This is a genomic window from Streptomyces sp. NPDC041713 (genome assembly GCF_055591085.1).
The window spans coordinates 128,780-151,855 of the sequence record NZ_JBVIZY010000016.1; the positions used below are offsets into that span (position 1 = coordinate 128,780).

General features: G+C 72.5%; 20 protein-coding genes. 8 read left to right on the forward strand and 12 right to left on the reverse strand.

Features of this window, described 5'->3' with window-relative positions; genetic code table 11:
• Positions 1-61 precede the first annotated feature (61 nt).
• Complete coding sequence (locus ACZ6CV_RS33570) at positions 62-484, forward strand: CBS domain-containing protein (RefSeq protein ID WP_469255189.1); 423 nt, start codon at positions 62-64, stop codon at positions 482-484.
• A 248-nt stretch (positions 485-732) separates the two neighbouring features.
• Positions 733-3,033: a catalase gene (locus ACZ6CV_RS33575; protein ID WP_469255191.1), complete on the forward strand. Its 2,301-nt coding sequence runs from the start codon at positions 733-735 to the stop codon at positions 3,031-3,033.
• 73 nt (positions 3,034-3,106) lie between these two features.
• Here the strand turns inward: ACZ6CV_RS33575 and ACZ6CV_RS33580 are convergent, their stop codons facing one another.
• The 3 genes from ACZ6CV_RS33580 to ACZ6CV_RS33590 form a co-directional block, all read right to left on the reverse strand.
• Positions 3,107-3,598: a hypothetical protein gene (locus tag ACZ6CV_RS33580; RefSeq protein WP_469255193.1), complete on the reverse strand. Its 492-nt coding sequence runs from the start codon at positions 3,596-3,598 to the stop codon at positions 3,107-3,109.
• Positions 3,595-6,093 carry a molybdopterin oxidoreductase family protein gene (locus ACZ6CV_RS33585; protein WP_469255194.1) on the reverse strand — a complete coding sequence of 833 codons (2,499 nt, stop codon included), beginning with the start codon at positions 6,091-6,093 and terminating at the stop codon, positions 3,595-3,597. Before ACZ6CV_RS33585 ends, ACZ6CV_RS33580 begins: the two co-directional genes overlap by 4 nt.
• Before the next feature lie 138 nt (positions 6,094-6,231).
• Complete coding sequence (locus ACZ6CV_RS33590) at positions 6,232-7,227, reverse strand: MerR family transcriptional regulator (protein WP_469255195.1); 996 nt, start codon at positions 7,225-7,227, stop codon at positions 6,232-6,234.
• A gap of 129 nt (positions 7,228-7,356) precedes the next feature.
• Between ACZ6CV_RS33590 and ACZ6CV_RS33595 the strand changes: the two genes are divergently transcribed.
• A complete protein-coding gene (locus ACZ6CV_RS33595; RefSeq protein WP_469255197.1) occupies positions 7,357-8,004 on the forward strand; it encodes an SDR family NAD(P)-dependent oxidoreductase in 648 nt (215 codons plus the stop codon).
• Positions 8,005-8,016: 12 nt separating this feature from the next.
• On the opposite strand, the gene ACZ6CV_RS33600 is transcribed toward ACZ6CV_RS33595, so the two are convergent.
• Positions 8,017-9,399, reverse strand: coding sequence for a cryptochrome/photolyase family protein (locus tag ACZ6CV_RS33600; RefSeq protein WP_469255199.1), 1,383 nt, complete (start codon positions 9,397-9,399; stop codon positions 8,017-8,019).
• Between the two features lie 235 nt (positions 9,400-9,634).
• Here ACZ6CV_RS33600 and ACZ6CV_RS33605 point away from each other — a divergent pair, with 235 nt between their 5' ends.
• Positions 9,635-10,699, forward strand: a complete 1,065-nt coding sequence (locus tag ACZ6CV_RS33605; RefSeq protein ID WP_469255201.1) for a lipoate--protein ligase family protein — start codon at positions 9,635-9,637, stop codon at positions 10,697-10,699.
• Positions 10,700-10,733: 34 nt separating this feature from the next.
• Here ACZ6CV_RS33605 and ACZ6CV_RS33610 read toward each other — a convergent pair whose 3' ends face one another.
• The 8 genes from ACZ6CV_RS33610 to ACZ6CV_RS33645 all read right to left on the reverse strand — a co-directional run bounded on the left by ACZ6CV_RS33610 (position 10,734) and on the right by ACZ6CV_RS33645 (position 18,845).
• Complete coding sequence (locus ACZ6CV_RS33610) at positions 10,734-11,411, reverse strand: DUF4232 domain-containing protein (protein ID WP_469255203.1); 678 nt, start codon at positions 11,409-11,411, stop codon at positions 10,734-10,736.
• A 61-nt stretch (positions 11,412-11,472) separates the two neighbouring features.
• Complete coding sequence (locus ACZ6CV_RS33615; protein WP_469255204.1) at positions 11,473-12,471, reverse strand: TIGR03842 family LLM class F420-dependent oxidoreductase; 999 nt, start codon at positions 12,469-12,471, stop codon at positions 11,473-11,475.
• A gap of 201 nt (positions 12,472-12,672) precedes the next feature.
• Complete coding sequence (gene cydC / locus ACZ6CV_RS33620) at positions 12,673-14,433, reverse strand: thiol reductant ABC exporter subunit CydC (RefSeq protein WP_469255205.1); 1,761 nt, start codon at positions 14,431-14,433, stop codon at positions 12,673-12,675.
• Positions 14,430-14,582 carry a hypothetical protein gene (locus ACZ6CV_RS33625; protein ID WP_469255207.1) on the reverse strand — a complete coding sequence of 51 codons (153 nt, stop codon included), beginning with the start codon at positions 14,580-14,582 and terminating at the stop codon, positions 14,430-14,432. Before ACZ6CV_RS33625 ends, cydC begins: the two co-directional genes overlap by 4 nt.
• The gene (locus ACZ6CV_RS33630) at positions 14,579-14,731 is read right to left on the reverse strand and encodes a hypothetical protein (RefSeq protein ID WP_469255209.1); all 153 of its coding nucleotides are present in this window, start codon (positions 14,729-14,731) and stop codon (positions 14,579-14,581) included. The genes ACZ6CV_RS33625 and ACZ6CV_RS33630 overlap by 4 nt, the downstream gene beginning before the upstream one ends.
• Positions 14,728-16,428: a thiol reductant ABC exporter subunit CydD gene (cydD, locus tag ACZ6CV_RS33635; protein ID WP_469255211.1), complete on the reverse strand. Its 1,701-nt coding sequence runs from the start codon at positions 16,426-16,428 to the stop codon at positions 14,728-14,730. Before cydD ends, ACZ6CV_RS33630 begins: the two co-directional genes overlap by 4 nt.
• 31 nt (positions 16,429-16,459) lie before the next feature.
• Positions 16,460-17,482 (reverse strand): cytochrome d ubiquinol oxidase subunit II, encoded by a 1,023-nt coding sequence (gene cydB / locus ACZ6CV_RS33640; RefSeq protein WP_469255212.1) that lies wholly within the window; start codon positions 17,480-17,482, stop codon positions 16,460-16,462.
• Positions 17,483-17,543: 61 nt separating this feature from the next.
• A complete protein-coding gene (locus tag ACZ6CV_RS33645; RefSeq protein WP_469255214.1) occupies positions 17,544-18,845 on the reverse strand; it encodes a cytochrome ubiquinol oxidase subunit I in 1,302 nt (433 codons plus the stop codon).
• Between the two features lie 264 nt (positions 18,846-19,109).
• Between ACZ6CV_RS33645 and ACZ6CV_RS33650 the strand changes: the two genes are divergently transcribed.
• From ACZ6CV_RS33650 to ACZ6CV_RS33665, 4 genes are all read left to right on the forward strand, one after another.
• Complete coding sequence (locus ACZ6CV_RS33650; protein WP_469255216.1) at positions 19,110-20,036, forward strand: LysR family transcriptional regulator; 927 nt, start codon at positions 19,110-19,112, stop codon at positions 20,034-20,036.
• 310 nt (positions 20,037-20,346) lie between these two features.
• Positions 20,347-20,670, forward strand: a complete 324-nt coding sequence (locus tag ACZ6CV_RS33655) for a 2Fe-2S iron-sulfur cluster-binding protein (RefSeq protein WP_355816214.1) — start codon at positions 20,347-20,349, stop codon at positions 20,668-20,670.
• Positions 20,670-21,941, forward strand: a complete 1,272-nt coding sequence (locus ACZ6CV_RS33660; protein WP_469255218.1) for an NAD(P)/FAD-dependent oxidoreductase — start codon at positions 20,670-20,672, stop codon at positions 21,939-21,941. Before ACZ6CV_RS33655 ends, ACZ6CV_RS33660 begins: the two co-directional genes overlap by 1 nt.
• Positions 21,942-22,416: 475 nt before the next feature.
• A partial coding sequence (locus ACZ6CV_RS33665) for a 3-deoxy-7-phosphoheptulonate synthase (protein ID WP_469255219.1) occupies positions 22,417-23,076 on the forward strand: 660 nt, incomplete at its 3' end.

Genomic DNA, 23,076 nt, shown 5'->3' on the forward strand with positions numbered 1-23,076 from the left:
CTCCGGGCCCCTGGAACCACATCGGACACCCTTCACAGCACGGATGGGACGGCGATTCCTCATGGCCACCAAGACGGCACGCGACCTCATGACCGGCGGCGCGGAGTGCGTACGGGCCCACGACAGCGCCCTGGACGCGGCCCGCAAGCTGACGGAGCTGGGGGTGGGTGCCCTGCCCATCTGCGGCGAGAACAACCGTCTCGTCGGCGTCGTGACCGACCGCGACATCGTGGTGAAGGTCCTCGGCGCGGGGCTCGATCCGGCCGAGGTGGAGACGGGCACCCTCGCACAGGGCGAGGCCGTGACGATCGGCGCGGACGACGACGCGGACGCGGTCTTCGCGACCATGGCCGAACACAAGGTCCGACGTCTGCCGGTGATCGACGGCACCGCCCTCGTCGGCATGGTCGCCCTGGCCGACGCGGCCCGTGCCCTGGACGACCCCGCGGCCGGTCGCCTGATCGAGGCCCTGTCCACGGACTGAGCCCGGCCGACCCGCCGTATCCCGCCGTATCCCGCCGTATCCCGCCGTATCCCGCCGACGACGGCAGGGCGGGGTGCGCCATCGGAGTTGCACGGCGCGCCATCGGAGTTGAACGGCTCCGTCCCTCGGTGGGCCCCGCTCGGGCCGGGGTATGTCTCGCCACCGGGACCCGTCCGACGTTTTGGGCGTACTCGTCAGCCCGCAGCTCTGTCCCAGCTCACCGAACGGTTCCGACCGAAGGGAACGAAGTGGCCACGTCCAGCTCCAGCGAAGGTCCGAAGAGCAACCCGGTGAAGGAGGCCGCCGAGAAAGTGGCCGACGCACTGCGCCCCGACGGAGGCGGCGGCGCCCCGGACATCCCCGGCCGTCCCGCGCCGGAGCCCGTGCAGGTCGAGGAGCCGACCCGGGTACGCGGCCCGCTGCCGCCCAAACCGGACCAGAAGGGCCCGGCCACGGTCAGCCCGACCGGCGCGGACACCGGCGTCGACCAGGAGGTGGTGGCCCAGCGGGAGGCCTACCTCACCACCGCGCAGGGCGCCCGGCTGTACGACACGGACCACTCGCTGAAGGCCGGCGAGCGGGGCCCGACCCTGCTCCAGGACCACCATCTGCGCGAGAAGATCACGCACTTCGACCACGAGCGCATCCCGGAGCGGGTGGTCCACGCGCGCGGGGCCGCCGCCCACGGGGTGTTCCAGGCCTACGGCACCGCCGCGAAGATCACGAAGGCGGCGTTCCTCGCGAAGGGCGCCGAGACGGAGGTCTTCGTACGGTTCTCCACGGTCCTCGGTTCGCGCGGCTCCGCCGACACCGTGCGGGACACGCGCGGGTTCGCGACGAAGTTCTACACCGACGAGGGCACGTTCGACCTGGTCGGCAACAACATCCCGGTGTTCTTCATCCAGGACGCCATCAAGTTCCCCGACGTCATCCACGCGGGCAAGCCGCACCCCGACCGGGAGATCCCGCAGGCGCAGAGCGCGCACGACACGTTCTGGGACTTCGTCACCCTGCACACCGAGGCCGCCCACCACACCCTGTGGAACATGTCCGACCGCGGCATTCCGCGCTCGTACCGGATGATGGAGGGCTTTGGCGTCCACACCTTCCGCCTCGTCGACGCCGAGGGGGCGACCACGCTGGCGAAGTTCCACTGGAAGCCGCGGCTCGGCGTGCACTCGCAGGTGTGGGAGGAGGCCCAGATCACCGCGGGCATGGACCCGGACTTCCACCGCCGCGACCTCGCGGACGCGATCGAGGCGGGCGCGTACCCGCAGTGGGAGCTGGGCGTCCAGGTCTTCCCCGACACCCCGGAGCAGGTCTTCGAGGGCATCGATCTGCTCGACCCGACCAATCTGGTCCCCGAGGAGCTGGCCCCCGTCCAGCCCATCGGGCTGCTCACGCTGAACGCGAACCCGGTGAACTACTTCGCGCAGACCGAACAGGTCGCCTTCCACCCCGGCCACCTCGTCCCGGGCATCGACGTCACGGACGATCCGCTGCTGACCGGCCGGCTCTTCTCCTACCTGGACACGCAGATCTCCCGGCTCGGCGGCCCCAACTTCGGCCAGCTGCCCATCAACCGCCCGCACGCCCCCGTCAACGACATGCTGCGCGACGGCATGCACCAGACGGCGGTGCACGCCGGGACCGCGCCCTACAAGCCCAACTCCCTCGACGGCGGCTGCCCGTTCTTCGCCGGCGAGGACGTCTCGGCCTTCGTGGAGGTGCCGACACGGGTCGAGGCCGGGCCCAAGGTGCGCCGGGCGCCCGCCTCGTTCGCCGACCACTTCAGCCAGCCGCGCAGGTTCTGGCTGAGCATGTCGCCGGTGGAGCGCGAGCACATCATCGCCGCGTACACCTTCGAGCTGAACAAGTGCTACGAACAGGCCATCAAGGAACGGGCGTTGAAGGTCCTGGCCAACATCGACCCGGAGCTGTGCCAGGAGGTCGCGACCGGCCTCGGACTCCCCGCGCCCGACGCCACCGAGCCGCTCGCGTCGGTCGACCCGAGTCCCGCGCTCTCCCAACTCGGCCGCAGCTGGCCGACGGACGGCCGCATCATCGGCATCGTGGCCGACGCGGCGGACGACCTCACCGGTCTGCGGGCCGTACGGCAGGCCGTCCTGGACGCGGGCATGGTTCCGCTGGTGATCGCGGCCACGGGCGGCAAGCTCGACGACCGGCAGGGCGAACCGGTCACCGTGCAGCGGACGTTCACCACCGCGAGGTCGATCGAGTTCGACGCGGTCCTGCTGGGCGGAACGCCCCGGCCGGGAGCGGACGCGTACGGCGCGCGGGACGCCAAGGCGGACGAGCTGCGGACCGAGGTCACCGACCCGCGGGTGCTGCTCCTGGTCTCCGAGGCGTACCGGCACGGCAAGGCCATCGGCGGCTGGAACGGGGCGCAGTCGGCCCTGGAGGCGGCAGGCGTGCCGGCCGCGTCCCCGGGAGTGGTGGTGGCCGACGACGGCGCGGCGGTGCTGCGGGAGATCACCTCGCTGCTGGCCGAGCACCGCGTCTGGGACCGGTTCCCGGCGAAGGCCTGAGGTGAAGGGGCGGCGCTGAGGTAGGGGCCGCCGAATTACGGGGGCGGCGCGAACCCGCGCCGCCCCACGCGGGTCACAGGCTGGACAGGATCTGCGGGGACAGGGTCTTGATCAGGGTGTTCGTCCAGCGCATCTGCCGCAGGGTCTCGGGGTGGCACTCCGAGGCCAGGCCGAGCAGGTCGTCGTCCTTGGTGGCCTGTGCGACCTGGGCGAGCATCTCCCAGTGCAGGGAGTTCTCCGCGGCGGCGAGGTGGAGTTCCCGCAGATCGCGCAGGAGCAGCAGCCCGGGTTCGGGACGGTGCGCCACCGCGTCGGACGCCTTCTCCGTGAGGGTGGACAGCAGGTGCGGGAGGGACGGGGCGGAGTGCTTGCCCAGGTCCGCGCCGTAGTGGTCGGCGGTGTCGGCCAGGCGCGCGGCGTGCGCGCGGGACCAGTCGGCGAGGTCCAGGGCGACGTGGTGGACCTCGTGCTCCGTGTGGTGGCGCCGGGCCACCGTGGTCAGCTGCCCGGCCAGGTGCTTCTCACCGTGGTGGAGGACCCGCAGGGCAAGGGCGACGCCGTTCACCGGCTCTCCTTTCCAGAGGTGCCCGCTGTGGGCCCGGTCGTGTGGGTGACGCGTGCGGACGGGCCTCCTGTCGTGGCCGGTACCGTCGCGGCGCCGGGGCCCGACGCGGGGGCGGAGGCGGTGGTGGTCGGGGCCGGGGAGCAGGTGCCGTCGCCTCGTTCCAGGAGGTGCAGCGCGGCCGCGGCGGTCTTGAACAGCGGTTGCTTGGAGACCGGGTCCCAGTCGGTGATGGTCGTCTCGTTCGCCGCCCGTCCCGGGGTGTCCTCGTCGGGGCGGTAGCCGGCCTCCGTGTCCCAGTAGCCGTAGTGGAACGGGACGAAGAGCAGTCCCGCGCGGATGTCCGTGACGCGCAGCCGACCGCTCAGGGCGCCGCGGGGCGTGCGGACCTCCACCAGGTCACCTTCGCCGAGTCCGAGCGCGGTGGCGTCCTGAGCGGATGCCTCCACCCACACGTCGGGGGCGGCGGCGTTGAGCTGGGGTGTGCGGCCGGTCTTGGTGCGGGTGTGGAAGTGGTAGACGGTCCGGCCGGTGGTCAGCTGGAACGGGTACGTCTCGTCGGGCAGTTCGTGCGGCGGGAGGTACGCGGCCGCCTTGAGCAGGGCCTTGCCGTCCGGATTCAGCGAGCGGTACTCCACCGGCTCCTGTGCCGCGCCGGTGACGAGGTCCTTGCCGTAGGACTCACAGGTGTCGGGGTGGGCCCAGGCAATGCCGTCGGTGTAGAGGCGCTCGGTGCCGTCGGGAGCCCGGTCGTCGCAGGGCCACTGGATGCCGCTCTCGCCCCGGAGCTTGTCGTGGCTGAGGCCGGTGTAGTCGCACGGGCGGCCCGCGCTGCACCGTTTCCACGCCTCGAACGCCGTCTCGGGGCCGTCCCACGTGATCAGTGGCCCGCCGTCCTTGTCGCGGAAGTCCATCCTGGCGGCGTAGTCGAGGAAGATGTCCAGGTCCGGCCGGGCCTCGCCGGGCGGTTCGACCGCCTTGTCGGACAGGTGCACCGTCCGGTCGGCGTTGGTGAACGTGCCGGTCTTCTCCCCCCAGGTGGCGGCCGGGAGCACCACGTCGGCCAGCTGGGCGGTCTCGGTCAGGAACAGGTCCTGGACGACCACGAAGAGCCGCTCCTGCCCCAAAATCGAACGGATCCGGGACAGTTCCGGCAGCGATACGGCCGGGTTGGTCCCGCTGATCCACAGCATGCGGATCGAGCCCTGCTCGGCGTAGCGGAACATCTGCATCGCGTGGGTGGGCGGCGCGTAGTGCGGGATGGTCCTCGGCTCCACGTTCCACACGCGCGCCAGGTCGGCGACGTGCGCGTCGTTCTGCCAGTTGCGAAAACCCGGCAGATCACCGTTGGCGCCGCACTCGCGGGTGTTCTGGGCGGTGGGCTGGCCGTTCATCTGCAGGAGGCCCGCGCCGGGCCTGCCGAGCATGCCGCGGATCAGGTGCAGGTTGTTGACCTGCACGGCGGCCGCGGTGGCCTGGTGGGACTGGTAGACGCCCTGCAGCACGGTGGACAGCAGCCGGTCCGCCGTCCCGAGCAGCTCCGCGGCCTCCCCGATGCGCGCGGCGGGCACGTCGCAGATCTCCGCCGCCCAGGCCGGCGTGCACGTCGCCACCCGGGCCGACAGTTCCTCGAAGCCGACCGTGTGGGCCTCGATGTAGTCGTGGTCCACCCGGTCGGTGCGGATGATCTCGTGCAGGAGGGCGTTGAGCAGGGCGAGGTTGGTGCCCAGGCGCGGGGCCAGGTGGACGGCCGCCCTGCGGGCCACCTGGGTGGGCCGGGGGTCGACGCACACCAGGCGGGGCGGATCGCCGCCCGCCAGCCGGTCCAGGACGCGCATCCACTGCACGGGCTGGGTCTCGGCGATGTTGTGGCCGAACAGCGCGATCACGTCGGCGTGGTCGATGTCGTCGTAGCAGCCGGGCTGTCCGTCGCTGCCGAAGGACTCCTTCAGCGCCTCGGCGGCGGTGGAGGTGCACAGCCGGGTGTTGCCGTCCAGATGGTTGGTGCCGATGCCGGCCCGGGCCAGGACCGCGAGCGTGTAGTACTCCTCCAGGAAGAGCTGGCCGCTGGTGTAGAAGCCGATCGACCCCGGTCCCCGGTCGGACAGGAGTGTCCGCGAGCGGGAGACGACGCGCTCCATCGCGGTGTCCCAGTCGCACTCCACGAGGCGGCCCTCGTGTCGGACGAGCGGGCGCGTGAGGCGGTCGGGTGCGGCGTTGGCCTGCCAGGCGAAGAGGTCCTTGGGCCCGAGCCGGCCGTGGTTGACGCGGTCCTGCGCCCGGCCCCGCACGCCCGCCATGCGGCCGTCCACGACGGCGACGTCCATGGCGTCGCCGTCGGAGTGCAGGATCGACGCCGTCTGCACCCAGCGCTGCACGTCGTCCGGCGTGACGCCGTCCGCCAGGCAGGTGTCCACGCGCGCGGGCCACGGCTCGTGCCGCCCGTACGGGGTGCGGGCTCCCCAGGGCTCCGCGATCCGGTCCACCTGTGAGTCCACGCCTGCCTCCCAGCGCCCGCCGCGGCTCGTGCGCACAGCGCCCGTGATCGGTACCCCTCGTGTGCGGCGCCTAACTCCGCCATTGCGGCACCCCCGGCCCCGGATACGCGGTGCCCGTGCTCCTCCCGCTCATCCCGCTCATCCCGCGAGGAGCGCCTCGATCCGGTCCGCGGCCGTCCGCAGTCCGGTCAGCCGCCCGACCCCCGGCGCGTACGCCCCCGCCCCCGTCGCCCACCCCGGCCCCGCGACCAGCACGGCGGGACGGGCCCGGGCGCCCCGCACCCCCCACTCGGTCTCCGTGACGAGGTGCACCAGGGCCCGGTCGGCGGTGTTGCGCGAGTGGGCCCAGAGGACCACGGCCGAGGGCCCGATGCGCCGCACCGCCTCGTACAGCGCCTCCGCGGGGAGCGCGGCGCCGAACATCCTGGTGGGCAGGCCCCGTTCGCCGAGCACCGCGGTGAGGGCCTCCAGCGCGAGGGTGTGCTGTTCGCCGGGTACGCAGGCGAGCAGCACCGGAGCGGTCGGCACCGGCGCGGACCGGCGCGGGGACACCACGCGGGCCGGGGCGTCCGGAGTGCGGCGCAGAGCGGACGAGACGTGCCAGGAGAGCAGGTGCTCGACCTCCACGTACCGCTCGCCGCACGAGGCCCACTTGCGCCCGATGGCGTGCAGGGCCGGCGCCATGACCTCCTCCCAGCCCGTGGTGAAGCCGTACGCGCTCAGCGCGGCCCGGAGCTGTGACTCGACGGCGGGGGCGTCGAGCCGCACCGCCGCCCGGGCCAGGCCGCGGCACTCCTGGCGGACGGTGCCGAGGGAGAGCGTGCCCGGGTCGCTCGCGGGACGGGAGCGCGGCACCGTGGCCGCGGTCTCGGTCAGGGCCAGCCGCGCGGCCTCGGCCGGCGGCACGCCGAGGCCGGTAAGCCGGCACATCTCCTCCACCCGGCCGACGTCCTCGGGGCTCCAGCGGCGGTGCCTGCCCTGCTCGCGGCGGGCGGGACCGATCCCGTACCGCCGCTCCCACGAGCGCAGCGTGGTCGGCGCGACGCCGAGTCTGCGGGCGACGGCGCCCGTGGCCAGCCCCGCGTCGGCCCCGCCGGACCGCCCGGTGGATTCCGCCTGCCGTGTCGCACCCATCCCGCGACGATACGACGCACAAGCGCTGCGGGTTGGCGTCTCTCACGGAATGTCACCACTGTGGGGTCAACTCCGGCCCGTGTACGAGGAGTACGCGGCACGGTGTCTCGCGCTCCCGGGAGGCAGAGCATGGAAATCTCCGGCGCCCGCGTCCTGGTGGTCGGCGCCACCGGCGTCCTCGGTGGCCTCACCGCCTGTGCCCTCGCGGAACGTGGCGCCGAAGTGGCCCTGGCGGGGCGCAATCCGGTACGTCTCGCCGCGCTGGCCCAGGACCTCGGCGACTGTCCCGCCCGCAGCTTCGAGGCGTGCGACCTGGACCAGTGCACCGCCCTCGGCCCGTGGGCGCAGCGGGTCCTGTCGGGGCTCGACGGGGTCCTGGTGGCGGTCGGGGCGGCGGGGTTCGGCGCCGTCGAGGACGTGTCGAACGCGGCGGCGGGCCACTTGCTGACGGTCAACGCCCTGTGCCCGATGGCCGTGTTGCGGGGCGCGGCCCCGGTGGTCGCCGACAAGGGGTTCCTGCTGGCGATCACCGGCGACCAGGCGGAACGGCCGGGCACCGCCGACTACGCCGCTTCCAAGGCGGCGTTGAGCGGCTGGCTCGGCGTACTGGCCGGCGAACTCGCGCCGCGATCCGTCGCGGTCGTCGACTTCCGTCCGCCGCACCTGGACACGGGCTGCACCGAACGGCCGCTGATCGGCCGGCCCCCGACACCGCAGCCGGGGGCCGACCCGCTGGAGACGGCACTGGCCCTGGTGGAGCGGATCAGCGCGGCCTGAGGCCCCGCGCGCTCACTCGATGCCGCGCGCCTGCTTGAACCGGCTGAGCCCGTCGGCCAGTTCGAGGAGCCGTTCGGGATAGTCGTAGCGCTCGCGCTCCTTCGCGGGCAGCTTCCACGGCTCGTGGATCGCCGCGCCCTTCAGGTCCGCGAGCTCGGGGACCCAGCGGCGTACGTACGATCCGTCCGGGTCGTACCGCTTGGCCTGGGTCACGGGGTTGAGCACCCGGTTGGGGCGGCTGTCCGTGCCGGTTCCCGCCACCCACTGCCAGTTGAGCTGGTTGTTGGCGACGTCGCCGTCGACCAGGAGCCGCCGGAAGTGCCGGGCTCCGATGCGCCAGTCGACGTAGAGCGTCTTGGCGAGGAAGCTCGCGGTCAGCAGCCTGCCGCGGTTGTGCATCCACCCCTCGTGACGGAGCTGGCGCATCGCGGCGTCGACGATCGGGTAGCCCGTGCGCCCCTCCTGCCACGCGCGGATGTCCTCCCGTGCCGCCTCTGCCGAGCGCCAACGGTCGTCGCGCGTACGGTAGTCGGCGGTGGCCGCCCGCGGTCGCGCGGCGAGCACCTGGTGGTGGAAGTCGCGCCAGCACAGTTGCCGCACGAAGGCCTCGGCTCCCCGGCCCGTCCGGGCGCGGGCGTCGCGGACCAGTTCGGTGACGGACAGCGTGCCGAAGTGCAGATGCGGCGAGAGTTTCGAGGTGACGTCGCCCGCCAGGTCGTCGTGGTGCTCCTCGTACCCGTCGATGCCGTCGTCGCCGGCGCGCAGCCACTTCTTCCAGCGGGCGCGGCCGACGCCCTCGCCGCCCCGGGCGAGCCCCGGCGAGAGGTCGGACAGGGCGTCCCGGTCGGGCAGCGGCTCGGAGCGGATCCGGTCGGGGACGCGCACGGCGCGCGGGGCGGCGAGGACGGCCCGGGGTTCCTGCGCGGACCAGCGGCGGAAGTACGGGGTGAAGACGGCGAAGTGGTCGGAGCCCGTGGGGGTCACCTCTCCGGGTGCGAGCGCGGTGACCACGGCGTCGTGGACGTGCAGGCTCCTGCCGTCCTGCTCCAGCGCCTCGCGCAGCCGCCGTTCGCGGGCGTGCGCGTACCGGCTGACCCCGCCCGCCATGTGCACGTCCGCGGCGTCCGTCTCCTCGGCGACGGCGCGGGCCTCCTCGACGGGGTCGCCGGTGCGCACCACGAGCCTGCCGCCGCGGTCCCGCAGCCGTCGGTCGAGGTCGGCCAGGCAGTCGGCGAGGAACGCCGCGCGGTTCGGCCCCATGTCGTCGTGGCCGTCGATCGCCGGGTCACGGACGAAGAGCGGCACGACGGCGTCCGCGCCCTTGACGGCGGCGCGCAGCGGCGGATGGTCGTGGACCCGCAGGTCGGAGGTGAACAGGACGACCGAGATGGGCATGGCGCGTACTCCAGTGGGGGCGGGCTGCCGGGTGTTCTTCCGGGTGTCCTTCCCCTCTTCGGTCCTCCGCTCCTGCGGGGATGCGCCGTCCGGTGCGGGTTCCCCCGTACGGCGCGCACAAGAGGTGCGGTCGGTGACATTTCGTACTCGGCTAGCGTTGGGGACGATTCGGCGGTCCGGAACCCGGAACAACGAGCCGGGGGCGGTCGTGGCCCGCGGGCATGGAGGAGACACGGTGCACGGTGAGTACAAGGTTCCCGGCGGCAAGCTCGTCGTGGTGGATCTGGACGTCGAGGACGGCGTGCTGCGCGGCACGCGCGTGGCCGGTGACTTCTTCCTGGAGCCCGACGAGGCGCTGGAGGCGATCAACGGCGCGCTGGACGGCGCCCCCGCCGACACGGACGCCGCGGGCCTGGCCGCCCGCATCGACGCCGCGCTCCCGGCGGGCACCGTCATGTACGGCCTGACGTCGGAGGGCGTCGGCGTCGCCGTCCGCCGCGCGCTCGCGCACGCCACGGACTGGACCGACTACGACTGGCAGTTGGTGCACGAGGGTCCGCAGCCGCCCGCCCTGCACATGGCCCTCGACGAGGTGCTGACCCAGGAGGTCGCGGCGGGGCGGCGCCCGCCGACGCTGCGGGTGTGGGAGTGGGCCTCGCCCTCGGTGATCATCGGCAGTTTCCAGTCGCTGGCCAACGAGGTCGACGCGGAGGGCGCGGCCCGGCACGGCATCGACGTCGTGCGCCGGATCTCCGGGGGCGGGGCCATGTTCGTGGAGCCCGGCAACACCATCACGTACTCGCTCTCCGTCCCGGACGCCCTGGTCCAGGGGCTCTCCTTCCAGGACAGCTACGCCTACCTCGACGACTGGGTGCTCGGCGCCCTCGCCGACATGGGCATCAAGGCGTGGTACCAGCCGCTCAACGACATCGCGACGGAGGCGGGGAAGATCGCGGGCGCGGCGCAGAAGCGCACGGTGGCGCCCGGCGGCGGCCCGGGCGCGGTGCTGCACCACGTGACGATGTCGTACGACATCGACGCGGACAAGATGCTCGACGTCCTGCGCATCGGCAAGGAGAAGCTGTCGGACAAGGGCACGCGGAGCGCGAAGAAGCGCGTCGACCCGCTGCGCCGGCAGACCGGGCTGCCCCGCGAGGCGGTCATCGACCGCATGATCGACTCCTTCCGCTCGCGGTACGGCCTGACGGAGGGCAAGGTCACCGAGGAGGAGTCGGCGCGCGCGCAGGAGCTGGTGCGCACCAAGTTCGGGACGTCCGAGTGGACGGCCCGCGTGCCCTGATCCGGGTCACCGCCGAAACCGTGCGGGCTCGAGGTCAGGACGACCGGGGGCTGCGCTGCCAGGCCGTCGTGCCGAGCATGCCGGTCTCCCCGATGTCGAGGCCGCCGTCCGGTTCGACGGTCTGACGCGGCTTGCCCCTGGCGGGGCCTATCTCCACGTAGACGCCGCTGCCCCGCCGGGTGCTCGCGTCGACGGCCGAGTACCGCCAGACCAGCATGGTGTACGCGCGCTCCCCCGGCTTCAGCGCGACGCGGTGCGGGCCGGGGTCGTCCATGGTGGTGACCGGCTCCGTGCCCTTGAGCACCGAGACGTCGAACAGCGCGCGGTCGAGCCCGCGGACGCGGATGTCCGGATACCCCTCGACCACGCGCACGCGGTGGCCGCAGTTGGTCAGCGTCACCGACATCGCGCGCAGCCCCATGGTCGCCGTGACCATGCCGGGGGACATCGTGACGCCCGACTTCGGGCACGGCGGGGTGCTGGGCGAGGGGGCGGTGCGGCCCGAGGGATTCTCGGGATCGGTCGGACGCGCGGGATCGATGGGGCTGGTGGGGCGCTTCGTGTTCCCGGCGGGAGGGGCCGCCTCGGCGGTCGGGCGGCGCTCGGGGTTCGTCTCGCGGTCCAGTTCCTCGGAGAGCCCGCAGCCGGCCAGGAGCAGCGCGGTCGCCGACAGCGCCAGGGCACGGCTGAGGGTTCTCGGGAGGCCGGTCACGCCCCGATCATGCCATGGCCAAGGGTGGCGCCGCGGGCTCACGTGGATAGGGGTCCGGCGGTCAGGACAGCGCGGGCACGATCGATGTCCCGTAGGCGTCGATGACGTCCTCGCGCGCGTCGTGCATCGCGTAGAGCGCGAACTGGTCCACGCTCAACTCCTTGAGTTCACGCAGCCGTTCAAGATGGGCCTCGACCGGACCGAGCAGGCAGAACCGGTCGACGATCTCGTCGGGCACGAAGGCGGTGTCGGGGTTGCCGGCCCGGCCGTGGTGGCTGTAGTCGTAGCCCTCGCGCGCCTTGATGTACGCGGTGAGCGCCTCCGGCACCATCGCGGAGTGCTCGCCGTAGCGGGCGACCAGGTCGGCGACGTGGTTGCCGACCATCCCGCCGAACCACCGGCACTGCTCACGGGCGTGCGCGAGGTCGTCGCCGACGTACGCGGGCGCCGCCACACAGATCTTCACGTCCGCCGGGTCGCGCCCGGCGTCGGACGCCGCGTCCCGTACCGCCTTGACCATCCACTGCGTCAGATACGGGTCGGCGAGCTGCAGGATGAAGCCGTCCGCCCGCTGCCCGGCGAGCGCGAGGGCCTTCGGGCCGTACGCCGCCATCCACACCGGCAGCTTGCCGTCCCGCACCCACGGCAGCCGCAGGGTCTGTCCGCCGACGTCCGCCTCGCGGCCCTCGGCGAGGTCGCGGATGACGCCGATCGCCTCGCCGAGCCGGGCCAGGGTGTTGGGCTTGCGCCCGGCGACGCGCATCGCGGAGTCGCCGCGCCCGATGCCGCACACGGTGCGGTTGCCGTACATGTCGTTGAGCGTGGCGAAGGTGGAGGCCGTGACCTCCCAGGTGCGGGTGCCCGGGTTGGTGACCATGGGGCCGACCGTCAGCCGGGTGGTGTGTTCCAGGATGCGGCTGTAGATGACGAACGGCTCCTGCCACAGCACGGCCGAGTCGAACGTCCAGCCGTAGCGGAAGCCGTTGCGCTCCGCGCGCCGCATGAGGCCGACGACCTCCGAAGCGGGCGGGTCGGTCTGCAGTACGAGTCCGAAATCCATGGCCCCGGCTCCTCACGCAGGTCACACAGGTCGAATGGCGCCTCAGACACCTCGAAAGCCGCCCGAGAAGGGACAATCCTCGACTTGTTGCCGAGGCTTGGCAAGAGGGACTCGGCGGCCGTACGGCTATGTTTGCGGGGCGCGCGGGCGGTCGCTGGCGGGTCGCCTGACTGGTCGTCTGACTGCACGCCTGACTGGGTGTCAGCGGGCCGGGGCGATCAGGTCGTCCATGACGGCCGTGACGTCGTCGAGGTCCGCGTGGTCGAGGGAACGGATCCGGCCGTCCTCCAGGGTGAGGATCCGGTCGGCGGCCGCGAGGCCCGCCCGTTCGTGGGTGACCAGGAGCGTGGTCCGGCCGCGGGTCGCGTCGAGGATGTCCGTGAGCACCGCGGCGGCGGTGTCCGGGTCGAGGCCCTCGGTCGGCTCATCCAGGACGAGCACGGGCGGGTCGGCGAGCAACGCGCGCGCCAGCAGCAGGCGTTGGCGCTGTCCGCCCGACATGGTGGCGCCGTCCCCGCCGAGTACGGTGTCCCATCCGTCCGGCAGCGACTCGATCCAGTCCAGGATCCTCGCCCGGCGGGCCGCGTCGCGCAGGTCGGCGTCGGTGGCGTCGGGGCGGGCCAGGATCAGGTTGGCGCGGATGCCGGCGTGGAAGACGTGCGCGTCCTGGGTCATGCCGGTGACGGCGCGGCGGGCGTCGGCGCCTGAGCAGTCGGCGAGTTCGCGCCCCCCGACGCGGATACTGCCCGCCTCGTACGGGACGAAGCGCATGAGCGCCGCGATCAGGGTGGACTTGCCGGACCCACTGGGCCCGAGGAGTACGACGCGCTCGCCGCGCGGCACGCGCAGGCTCACGCCGTCCAGGGCCGGGGGCCCGCCCGGCAAGTGACGAACCGTCACATCGGTGACGGTCACGTCGAGGGGTCCTTCGGCGGGCAGTGGCTCCGGGGCGGGCGGGTCGGCGACCGGTGCCGGGGTGTCGAAGAGGTCGGCGAGGCGCTGCGCGGAAGCGCGTACCTCCGCGAAGCGGCGGGCCGCCGCGGGCAGCGGCGCGAGGGCCTCGAAGGAGACGAGGGCGAGGACCGCGAGGACGGTGAGCTGGACGGCGGGCAGGTCCCCGGCGGCGTGGGCGCGCAGCGCGAGCCAGGTGACACCGACCGTCGCGGCGCCCTGCAGCGCCAGGACCACGGCTTGGGCGAGGGAGGTGGTCAGGGCCTTCTGCCGCTCCAGTGCGGCGATCCGCGCGGTGACGCGGCGCGCCCGGTCGTGGGTGCGGCCGCGGGCGCCGTACGCGGTGAGCTCGGCGGCGCCCTGGGTCAAGTCGACGGTCACCGCGGCGAGTTCGGCACGCGCGGCCTTCTCGGCGCGGCCCGCGCGCCGGGACAGCGCGAGGACGAGGGCGGGCACGAGGAGCCCCGCCACGGCGAGCAGGACGCCGAGCAGCAGTCCGGTCTGCGGCAACAGCACCATGACCGTGCCGGTGGCGGTCGCGGCGACCACGAAGGCGGCGGTGGCCGGGATCATGACCCGCAGCAGTAGGTCCTGGGCGGCGTCGACGTCGTCGACGAGCCGGGTCAGCAGGTCGCCGCCGCGGAAGGCGGGGGTGCCGGCCGGGGCGAGCGGCACCAGCGCCTCGTACACCCGGGCACGGAAGCCCGCGACGGCGCGCAGCACCCCGTCGTGCCCGAGGAGCCGGTCGATGTAGCGCAGGGCGCCACGGCTCAGCGCCAGGGCGCGCACGGCGACGATCGCGACGCTCACGGCGGCGAGCGGCGGCTGCTCGGCGGCGCGGGTGATCAGCCAGGCGGCGGTGGCCATCAGGCCGACGGCGGCGAGCTCGCTCCCGGCGGCGGCGAGCGCGGCGGGCAGCAGCCTGCGCCAGTACGGCAGGAGGTGACGGAGCAGCCGGACGGTGGGGCGCGAGCGGCGACCGGTGGCGGGGGCCTCAGGGTGGGAGGTCATGAGGCCACCAGGCTTTCCGTTGGGGTTAGTTCGGGGTCGGCGTGCGGCAGCACGCTCGTGCGGTGCGCCACCACGACCGCGGTGCGGCCCCGCATCAGGGCGACGGTGGGACGCGGGCCGGTGGCGGGGGCCTCAGGGGGCGGGGTCATGAGGCCACCAGACTTTCCGTTGGCGTTAGTTCGGGGTCGGCGTGCGGCAGCAGGCTCGTGCGGTGTGCCGCCACGATCGCGGTGCGGCCCCGCATCAGGGCGACGGTCGGACGCGTACCGGTGGAGAGGGCCTCAGAGGGCAGGGTCATGAGGCCACCAGGCTTTCCGTGGGCGTCAGTTCGGGGCGGGTAGGCCGGTCCGCGAGCGTGCCCGCGCGGACCGTGACGATTCGGTCGGCGTGCGGCAGCAGGCTCGTGCGGTGCGCCACCACGACCGCGGTGCGGCCCCGCATCAGGGCGACGGTGGCGCGGGTGACGGCCGCCTCGCTCTCGGGGTCGAGGTGGGCGGTGGGTTCGTCCAGGAGCAGGACGGGCGCGTCCTTGAGGAAGGCGCGGGCCAGCGCGATCCGCTGGCGCTGGCCCGCGGAGAGACCGGCGCCGTGCTCGCCGAGGAGCGTGTCGTACCCCTCGGCCAGCTCCTCGACGAAGAGGTCCGCCGACGCGGCCCGCGCCGCCTCGCGCACCTCCGCCTCGCTCGCGTCGGGGCGGCCGAGCCGGATGTTGTCGGCGACCGATCCCGCGATCAGGTGGGGGCGCTGCGGCACCCAGGCGACCTGGGCGCACCAGGCGTCGGGGTCGAGTGCACCGAGGTCGCAGCCGTCGGCCGTGACCCGGCCGGAGGTGGGGGTCACGAAGCCCAGGAGCAGGGAGAGCAGCGTGGTCTTGCCGGCGCCACTGGGACCGATCAGGGCGATGTGCTCGCCGGGGGCGACCGTGAGGGAGACGTTCCGCAGGGCGGGCGCGGCCCGGTCGGGGTACTGGACGGTGACGTCGTCGAGGCGGAGCGGCGCCGTGCGGGCGTCGGGGGCGGGGAGGCGGTCGGCGGGCGCGGGCGTGTCGTCCTCGTCGTCGAGGGTGGCGAAGACCCGTTCGGCGACCGCGATGCCCTCGGCGCTGTCGTGGAAGGCGCCGCCCATCGCGCGCAGCGGGAGGTACGCCTCGGGGGCGAGGAAGAGGACGATCAGGGCGGTGTGCAGGCCCACGTCGCCGTGGAGCAGCCGGAGTCCGACGGGGACGGCGACCAGGGCGACGGAGAGGGTGGCGACGGTCTCCAGGACGAGGGAGGAGAGGAACGCCACGCGCAGGGTCCGCATGGTGGCCCGCCGATGGGCGTCGGCCATCTCGCGCACGACCTTGGTCTGGTGCCGCTCGCGGCCGAACGCGCGCAGGGTCGGCAGTCCGGCCACCACGTCGAGGAAGTGGCCGCCGAGGCGGGACAGCAAACGCCATTGGCAGGCGGTGCGTTGGGCGGTGTGCATGCCGACGAGCGCGCCGAAGACGGGGATCAGCGGCAGGGTGACGACGATGATGAGCGCCGAGGTCCAGTCGGTCCACCACACGGCGGCGACCACCGTGAGGGGCACCACCGCGGTGGCCGCCATCGTGGGCAGGTAGCCGACGACGTAGGGGTCGAGGGCGTCGAGGCCCCGGGTGAGCAGCGTGGCCGTCTCGCCGTGGCGGCGGGCGGCGAGGCGCAGCGGGTTGGTGTGCTGCAGCCGCCCGGTGATCCGGTCCCGCAGGGCAGCCTTGGCGCCGGCCGCGGCGCGCTGGGCGAGCACGCCGCGCAGCCAGGCCAGCAGGGCGCGCAACGCCATGACGGCGGCGAGCGCGGCCAGCGGCCCGGTGCGCAGCGCGTGGTCGGCGAAGCCGTCCGCGAGGACGGTCGCGAGCAGCACCGCCTGGGTGACGATGAGCCCGGCGCCCACCAGGGCGAGCACCGAGGAGTACGTCATGTGGCGCCGCAGCGCGGGGACTTCGCGCAGCAGCCGGCGTTCGACGGGCTTCATCGTGGGGGTGCCTCTCGTCGCTTTCCGGGGCTCAGAAGTAGCTGGGGTGACGCCGGCCCGTCCGCCCCCGGAAGGCCCACCAGCTCCAGAACTGGTAGGCGAGGATCGTCGGGATCACCAGGACGCCGAAGCCGCTGAGGATCTTCAGGGTGGCGTCGTCGGTGATGGCGTGGTCGATGTCCAGACCCGCGCCGGCCCCGGTGGTCAGGAGGTACGGGTAGTGGCCGGCCCCCAGGAGCAGCACCGGCAGCACGGCGGCGCAGGAGGTGGCGACGAACGCCAGGACGTCGTGGCCGCGACTGAGGTACCACCAGCCCGCGCCGAGCGCCGCCACGAACGCGGCGGTGATGACCGCGGAGGTGGCCCGATTGGTCATCGAGGCGCCCGCGCCGAAGACGGTGAGCAGGAGCGCGAGGGCGCCCACGGCCGCGGCGCCGCCGATCAGTTTGGCGCCCAACTCCCGCGCCCTGGTGGCGATGTCGTCGTCCGAGCGCAGGGCGACGAAGGCCGCGCCGTGCGCCGCGAAGAGCAGCACGGTGGTGGCCCCGCAGGCCAGCACGAACGGCGTGAAGACCTCACCGAAGCCGATGTGGAAGCTGCCGTCGGCGCGGCGCGGCACGCCGTGCAGCATCAGGCCCACGACGAGGCCCCAGCAGACGGCGGGCACGGCGCCGCCGAACACGATCAGGGCGTCCCAGGCCCGGCGCCCGCGCGGGCCGCGGGAGCGGCGGCGCAGCTGGACCGCGGCGTTGCCGAGGACCAGTCCCGCGAGGATCGCCACGATCAGCGGGTACATGCCGGACAGGAGGGTGCCTTCCAGGTGCGGGAAGGCACCGAACAGGACTCCGGCGAAGGCGACCAGCCAGACCTCGTTGCCCAGGAAGAACGGCGCGATGGCGTCCAGGGCGGCGTTCCCGCTGGTGCGCTTCTCCTCCGGTTCGTCTCGGCGGAGGAAGGGGTGCAGCATCTGTGCGCCGTAGTCGTAGCCGCCGAGCACAAAGTACCCGGCGAGCAGCAGGCCCAGGAGGGCCAGCCAGACGGTCTCCAGACTCATCTCGCTCAACTTTCCGTTACAGCAGGGGGGTTCATGGCGGTGGGTGCCGGGCGGGCCCGGTTCAGAAGGCGGGCACCGGCTGCTTCTCGTCGGCGCTGCCCTCCGGCCCGTCGGGCACCTCGTCCGGGAGCGGTTCGGTGACGCCGAGCTGGGTGGCGTCGGGGCCGCGGCGGGCGAACTTGGTGATCAGGGCCCAGTTGGTGACGGCGAGCGCCACGAAGATGGTGATGAACAACGCGCAGGACAGCAGCAACGACGTCTTCCCGACGTGGGAGAGGGCGTCCTCGACCGTCAACTGCCCGTACACGATCCAGGGTTGGCGGCCGACCTCGCGGACGACCCAGCCGCCGACGGAGGCGATGAAGGGGAACGGGATCGTCGCGACCAGGATCCAGGAGGCCCACCGCCAGCGCAGCAGCCGGTCCTTCCACAGCAGGATCAGGGCGATGAGGGTGATGGTGGAGACGGTGTTGCCGATGAGCGTCATGACGTCCATCGAGACCCGCATCGTGTCCTGCCAGGGCACGTAGTTGCCGGGCCCGTGCTCCTTGACGAGCTGCGCCTGCAGTTCGGCGACGCCGCTGTTCTCGAGCACCGCGTCCTTCATGGGCTGGGTGCGCTCGACGATGGGCCGCTGCATCTCGCCGACGATGACGACGAAGAAGGAGGCGACCGTCGAGACCCACAGTCCCAGCTTCATGGAACTGCGGAACAGCGCGGTCTCCTCGGTGCCCTTCAGGAAGTGCCAGGCGCTGATGCCGGCGATGAAGACGCCGCCGGTGGTCAGGGCGCCCAGCGAGAGGTGCAGGAGGGCGACCAGGGCACTGGAGTTGGTGAGCAGCGCCGCAAAGTCGGTGAGGTAGGCGACTCCGTCGCGCACCTCGTAGCCGACCGGGTGCTGCATGAAGCCGTTGGCGATCAGGATCCAGTAGCCGGAGGCGTACGCGGTGAGGGCGACCAGCCAGATGAGCGTGACGTGCACGCCTCTGCGCAGCCGGCCCCAGCCGAAGATCCACATGCCGAGGAAGGTGGACTCGGCGAAGAAGGCGATGAGGGTCTCGAGGGCGAGCGGGGCACCGAAGACGTTGCCCGCGAACTTGCTGAGACCGCTCCAGCTGAGCCCGAACTGGAACTCCATGACGAGGCCGGTGACGATGCCGACCGCGTAGTTGATGACGTAGAGCTGACCCCAGAAGCGGGTCATGCGCTCCCGGACGGCTCTCTGGGCGGGATCACGGGTGAACGCGGCCCGGGTGTGCATGATCGCCACGATGGGGACGAGCCCCATGGTGAGGATCACGAACAGCCAGTGGATGCCGGTCGTGGCCGCGAACTGGAGTCGGGCCAGATCCGCAGCGCTCATGATGCGACCTTCCTGGGGGGACGGTGGCCGGTTGGGACGGCTTGAGGGTTCGGGGTGGGCGGCGGACGGTGTCGTCGGGTCTCGGTCGCGTCCGAGACGGTGGCCGGATGGGGAGGCCGCCGCTTCGCGTGTGCGGCTGACGGGCACCGTTGCCCGCCATCCGCGCGGTGGCCTCGATCAAAACCGTAGAGAGGATTCCTTATGCAATCCAAGACCGGTTTTGCCATGTGAGGATGTCCCGGAAGGCATAAGTGAAGGTGGATCATGGATCTTCTGCAGTTGCGCTACTTCCAGGCCGTCGCCCGCTTCGAGCACATCAGCCGTGCCGCGGAGGAGCTGCGCGTCGCCCAGCCCTCGCTCAGCCGCACCGTGGCGCGCCTGGAGTCCGAGCTCGGCGTCCCGCTCTTCGACCGGCAGGGCCGCCGCATCCGGCTCAATCAGTACGGCGTGGTGTTCCTGCGCCACGTGGACCGCGCCCTGAGCGAGCTCGACGACGCGCGCAGGGCCCTGAGCGATGCCCGGGACACCGCGCTCGGCCGGGTCAGTGTCGCCTCCGAGACCCTCCTGACGATCACCCATCTCCTGGGCAGCTTCCGCGCGGCGTTCCCGCGCGCCGACGTACGGCTCTACCAGTCGAACGCGGAGGAGATGGACCGCCAACTGCGCGCCAGGGAGGTCGACTTCTGCGTCGCGTCGCAGCCGTTGACCGGCGCCAACCTCGACCAGATCGAACTCGCCCGCGAGGAGGTGCTGCTCGCCGTCCCGCGCGGCCACTGGCTGGACGGCCAGGAGAGCGTGACCATCCGTGAGATCGCCGCCGAGCCGTTCGTCACGACCCGCCCCGGCCAGTGGCAACGCACCCTCCTGGACCGGCTGTTCGCCTCCGAGGGGCTGACGCCGCTGCTGTCCTGCGAGGGCGACGAGCCGGGCGCGAGCCAGGACATGATCAGTGCGGGGCTCGGCATCGGGCTCATCCCCGCCATCTCCCGTCAGGCCGGAACCGACTCCCAGGTGCCGGTCGCCTGGGTGCACGTGAACGCGCCCGACTGCCACCGGGTGCTCACCCTGGTGTGGAACCGCGACACCTATCTCTCCGACGCCGCCGTGAAGTTCCGGGAGTTCACGACCAGCAGACCCTTCATGACACACCGCCTTCCCGACCCCCGCCGCGGCCGCGCCCGCCGGCCCTAGGAGCGGCGGCCACCGAGCCCCGGGGGCGCCGCCCGTCACCCCCGAGGCCTGTCAAGCGCATCGGGTCCGGACGTCCGGTTCTGGCCCGCCGGGAACTCCTTTGGTACGCTCCGAGGCGCTGCCGCAACCCTGGCCCAGGACGTCGCGTGTCCGAACGGCCAGCTGGTGACGGCGAGTTGACCGGGGTGTCGCGTCCCCCGTCGGCCGCCGGCCGCGCCGTCTCCACCTTCTGTTTCCCCTTGCCAGTCGCCAGGCATCCCTGTCACGGCGCGCCCTGGCGCGCGTCCGGATGCCATCGAGGAGTTCCGCCATGCCCAAAATCACGTATGTCGCCGTCGACGGGGCCGAGACCGCCATCGACGTCCCCGAGGGCACGAGCGTCATGCGCGGCGCCGTGTTCAACGACATCGACGGAATCGTCGCCCAGTGCGGCGGCAACATGCAGTGCGCCACGTGCCACGTCTACGTGGACGAGACCACCCTCGACAAGCTGGAGCCGCCGAAGGAGCGCGAGGACGAGATGCTCGACTTCACTGCCTGCCCGCGCAAGCCCAACAGCCGGCTGAGCTGCCAGCTGAAGTCGAGCGACGCGCTGGACGGCCTGATCGTCCACCTTCCCGAACGGCAGAACTGATGACGCACAGCACTTCCCCCGACTCGGTCGTCGTCGTCGGGGCCGGCCAGGGCGGCTACCAGACGGCGGCGTCCCTGCGCGAGCACGGCTACCCGGGCCGCGTCACCCTCATCAGCGCCGAGGACGCCCTCCCCTACGAGCGGCCGCCGCTGTCCAAGGCCTACCTCAAGGGCGAGGCCGACGAGGCACAGCTGTGGCTGCGGCCCGCGACGTACTACGTGCGCCAGTCCATCGACCTGGTCGCCGGCACCGTCACCGAGATCGACCCGGCCGCGCGCACGGTGCGCCTCGCCGACGGCTCCTCGTACGACTACGGGCACCTGGTCCTCGCCACCGGCGCCAGGCCGCGCACACTCGATGTGCCCGGCACCGGACTGCGCGGCGTCCACACCCTGCGGACCTCCCAGGGCGCCGCCGCGCTGCAGTCCTCGCTGGCGGGGGCCCGGCGCGCGGTGGTGGTGGGGGCCGGTTTCATCGGCCTTGAATTCGCCGCCGTGGCACGGCAGTTGGGTGTCGACGTGACGGTCGTCGAGGCGCTCGACCGGCCGCTCGCCCGGGTGGCATCGGCGCACACCGCGGAGCACTTCACCCGGCTGCACCGCGGCGCCGGGACCCGGCTGCTGTTCGGACAGGGCGTCGCCGCGCTGCACGGCGACGGCCGGTCCCATGTGACGGCGGTGGAGCTGGCGGACGGCAGCCGGCTGCCCGCGGACCTCGTCCTGGTCGGGATCGGTGTGATCCCGCACACGGAACTGGCGGCTGCGGCCGGGCTTCCGGTGAACGGCGGGATCACCGTCGACTCCCGACTGCTCACCGACGACCCGCACATCTCGGCCATCGGTGACTGCGCGGCGTTCCCGCAGGTGCGCTCCGGCAGTCGGCTGCGGCTCGAGTCGGTGCAGAACGCCGTCGGCCACGCCCAGTCGGTCGCCCGCAGGCTGACCGGGGCGCCCGGCCGATACGACGAACTGCCGTGGTTCTGGAGCGACCAGTTCGCCACGACCGTGCAGATCGCCGGGTTCGACGAGGGGCACGACACCGAGGTGGTCCTCGGCGACGACCCCGACGCCTTCTCGGTCCTCCTCTTCCGCGGGGACGAGTTGCAGGCGGTCGAGTCGGTGAACCGGCCCACGGACCATCTCGCGGCCCGGCGGCTCCTGACGCAGCGCTCGACCCTGACGCCCGGGGATGCCGCATCGCCGGGGTTCAGCCTCCGGGAGCACCTGCGGAGCCTCGTCAGGGGCGGGACGGAGGCGCCGGTGCCGCTCTGACGGCGGCGAACGCGAGCGACCGGAATCGGCTGGTCCTGTTCCGGTCGCGCGCCGACCCAGCCGCAGGGAATTATGGCGGGAATTCTTTACGGCCCGACCTTGCATTTCTTGAATTTTTGCGCCGAGTTGATTTCGGCATGCCGCGCGTGATGCGAATGTCGCATCCTGTTCATGAGTGAAACGTAAAAACACTGTTGATTTGATTCGTTGAACAAGGCAGGATCAAATCCAGGCCAACGGGGGGCCAAAGGTGTCTGCTGCCTGTCCCCTCATGCTCACCGCTTTTCGTGGAGGGGACCTCAATGTCTGATTCCGTCGCAGGTCAGAGCAGCTCTGACGCGGTCGGATCACGTACTCGCAGCGTGCCGAACCCGTTCCAGCGACTGTGCGCGCCGGGCATTTCCGCACCGGCGACAAAGCGCACCGAAATTCTCACCTGAGAACCACTAGATTACCGCTGGATCGGAGTTGCGTCATGGAAGACGTTATACGGGAGATTCGTATCCGCGGGGCACTTCAGCAACCCGACTGGGGTGATATTTCCCAGCTGAACCGGGTCAGGGAGGCGCTGGCCGCCCGCCCTCCGCTGGTCCAGGGCGATGACCTGGCCACCCTGCGCACCCTGCTCGGCAAGGTCGCCGCGGGCGAGGCGATGGTGCTGCAGTCCGGTGACTGCGCCGAGGACCCCCAGGAGTGCACGCCCCGCCAGGTGGCCCGCAAGGCCGCCCTGCTCGACCTGCTGGCCGGCTCGCTCGGCCTGATCACGGGCAAGCCCGTCCTGAGGGTGGGGCGTATCGCGGGCCAGTTCGCCAAGCCCCGCTCCAAGCCCACCGAGATCATCGACGGGGTCGAACTGCCCGTCTTCCGCGGCCACATGGTCAACGGCCCCGAGCCGGAGGCCGAGAGCCGCCGCCCCGACCCGTTGCGGATCATCACCGGTTATATGGCGGCCGGGGACATCGTCGAGCATCTGGGGTGGCGGGAGAGGGCCGCGGGCCGGGACGTCGTGACGTCGCCGGTGTGGACGAGCCATGAGGCGTTGCTGCTGGACTACGAGACGCCGATGCTGCGCATGGACGACAAGGGCCGCATGTTCCTGGGCTCGACCCACTGGCCCTGGATCGGTGAGCGCACC

What these genes read in the sequence shown, in the direction of transcription:
- ACZ6CV_RS33650 (WP_469255216.1), top strand. Translation starts at nt 19,110, where the DNA reads ATGGATCTTCTGCAGTTGCGCTACTTCCAGGCCGTCGCCCGCTTCGAG.
- ACZ6CV_RS33645 (WP_469255214.1), bottom strand. Translation starts at nt 18,845, where the DNA reads ATGAGCGCTGCGGATCTGGCCCGACTCCAGTTCGCGGCCACGACCGGC.
- ACZ6CV_RS33630 (WP_469255209.1), bottom strand. Translation starts at nt 14,731, where the DNA reads ATGACCCTGCCCTCTGAGGCCCTCTCCACCGGTACGCGTCCGACCGTC.
- cydD (WP_469255211.1), bottom strand. Translation starts at nt 16,428, where the DNA reads ATGAAGCCCGTCGAACGCCGGCTGCTGCGCGAAGTCCCCGCGCTGCGG.
- ACZ6CV_RS33595 (WP_469255197.1), top strand. Translation starts at nt 7,357, where the DNA reads ATGGAAATCTCCGGCGCCCGCGTCCTGGTGGTCGGCGCCACCGGCGTC.
- cydC (WP_469255205.1), bottom strand. Translation starts at nt 14,433, where the DNA reads ATGACCTCCCACCCTGAGGCCCCCGCCACCGGTCGCCGCTCGCGCCCC.
- ACZ6CV_RS33655 (WP_355816214.1), top strand. Translation starts at nt 20,347, where the DNA reads ATGCCCAAAATCACGTATGTCGCCGTCGACGGGGCCGAGACCGCCATC.
- ACZ6CV_RS33625 (WP_469255207.1), bottom strand. Translation starts at nt 14,582, where the DNA reads ATGACCCCGCCCCCTGAGGCCCCCGCCACCGGCCCGCGTCCCACCGTC.
- ACZ6CV_RS33660 (WP_469255218.1), top strand. Translation starts at nt 20,670, where the DNA reads ATGACGCACAGCACTTCCCCCGACTCGGTCGTCGTCGTCGGGGCCGGC.
- ACZ6CV_RS33590 (WP_469255195.1), bottom strand. Translation starts at nt 7,227, where the DNA reads ATGGGTGCGACACGGCAGGCGGAATCCACCGGGCGGTCCGGCGGGGCC.
- ACZ6CV_RS33615 (WP_469255204.1), bottom strand. Translation starts at nt 12,471, where the DNA reads ATGGATTTCGGACTCGTACTGCAGACCGACCCGCCCGCTTCGGAGGTC.
- ACZ6CV_RS33600 (WP_469255199.1), bottom strand. Translation starts at nt 9,399, where the DNA reads ATGCCCATCTCGGTCGTCCTGTTCACCTCCGACCTGCGGGTCCACGAC.
- cydB (WP_469255212.1), bottom strand. Translation starts at nt 17,482, where the DNA reads ATGAGTCTGGAGACCGTCTGGCTGGCCCTCCTGGGCCTGCTGCTCGCC.
- ACZ6CV_RS33570 (WP_469255189.1), top strand. Translation starts at nt 62, where the DNA reads ATGGCCACCAAGACGGCACGCGACCTCATGACCGGCGGCGCGGAGTGC.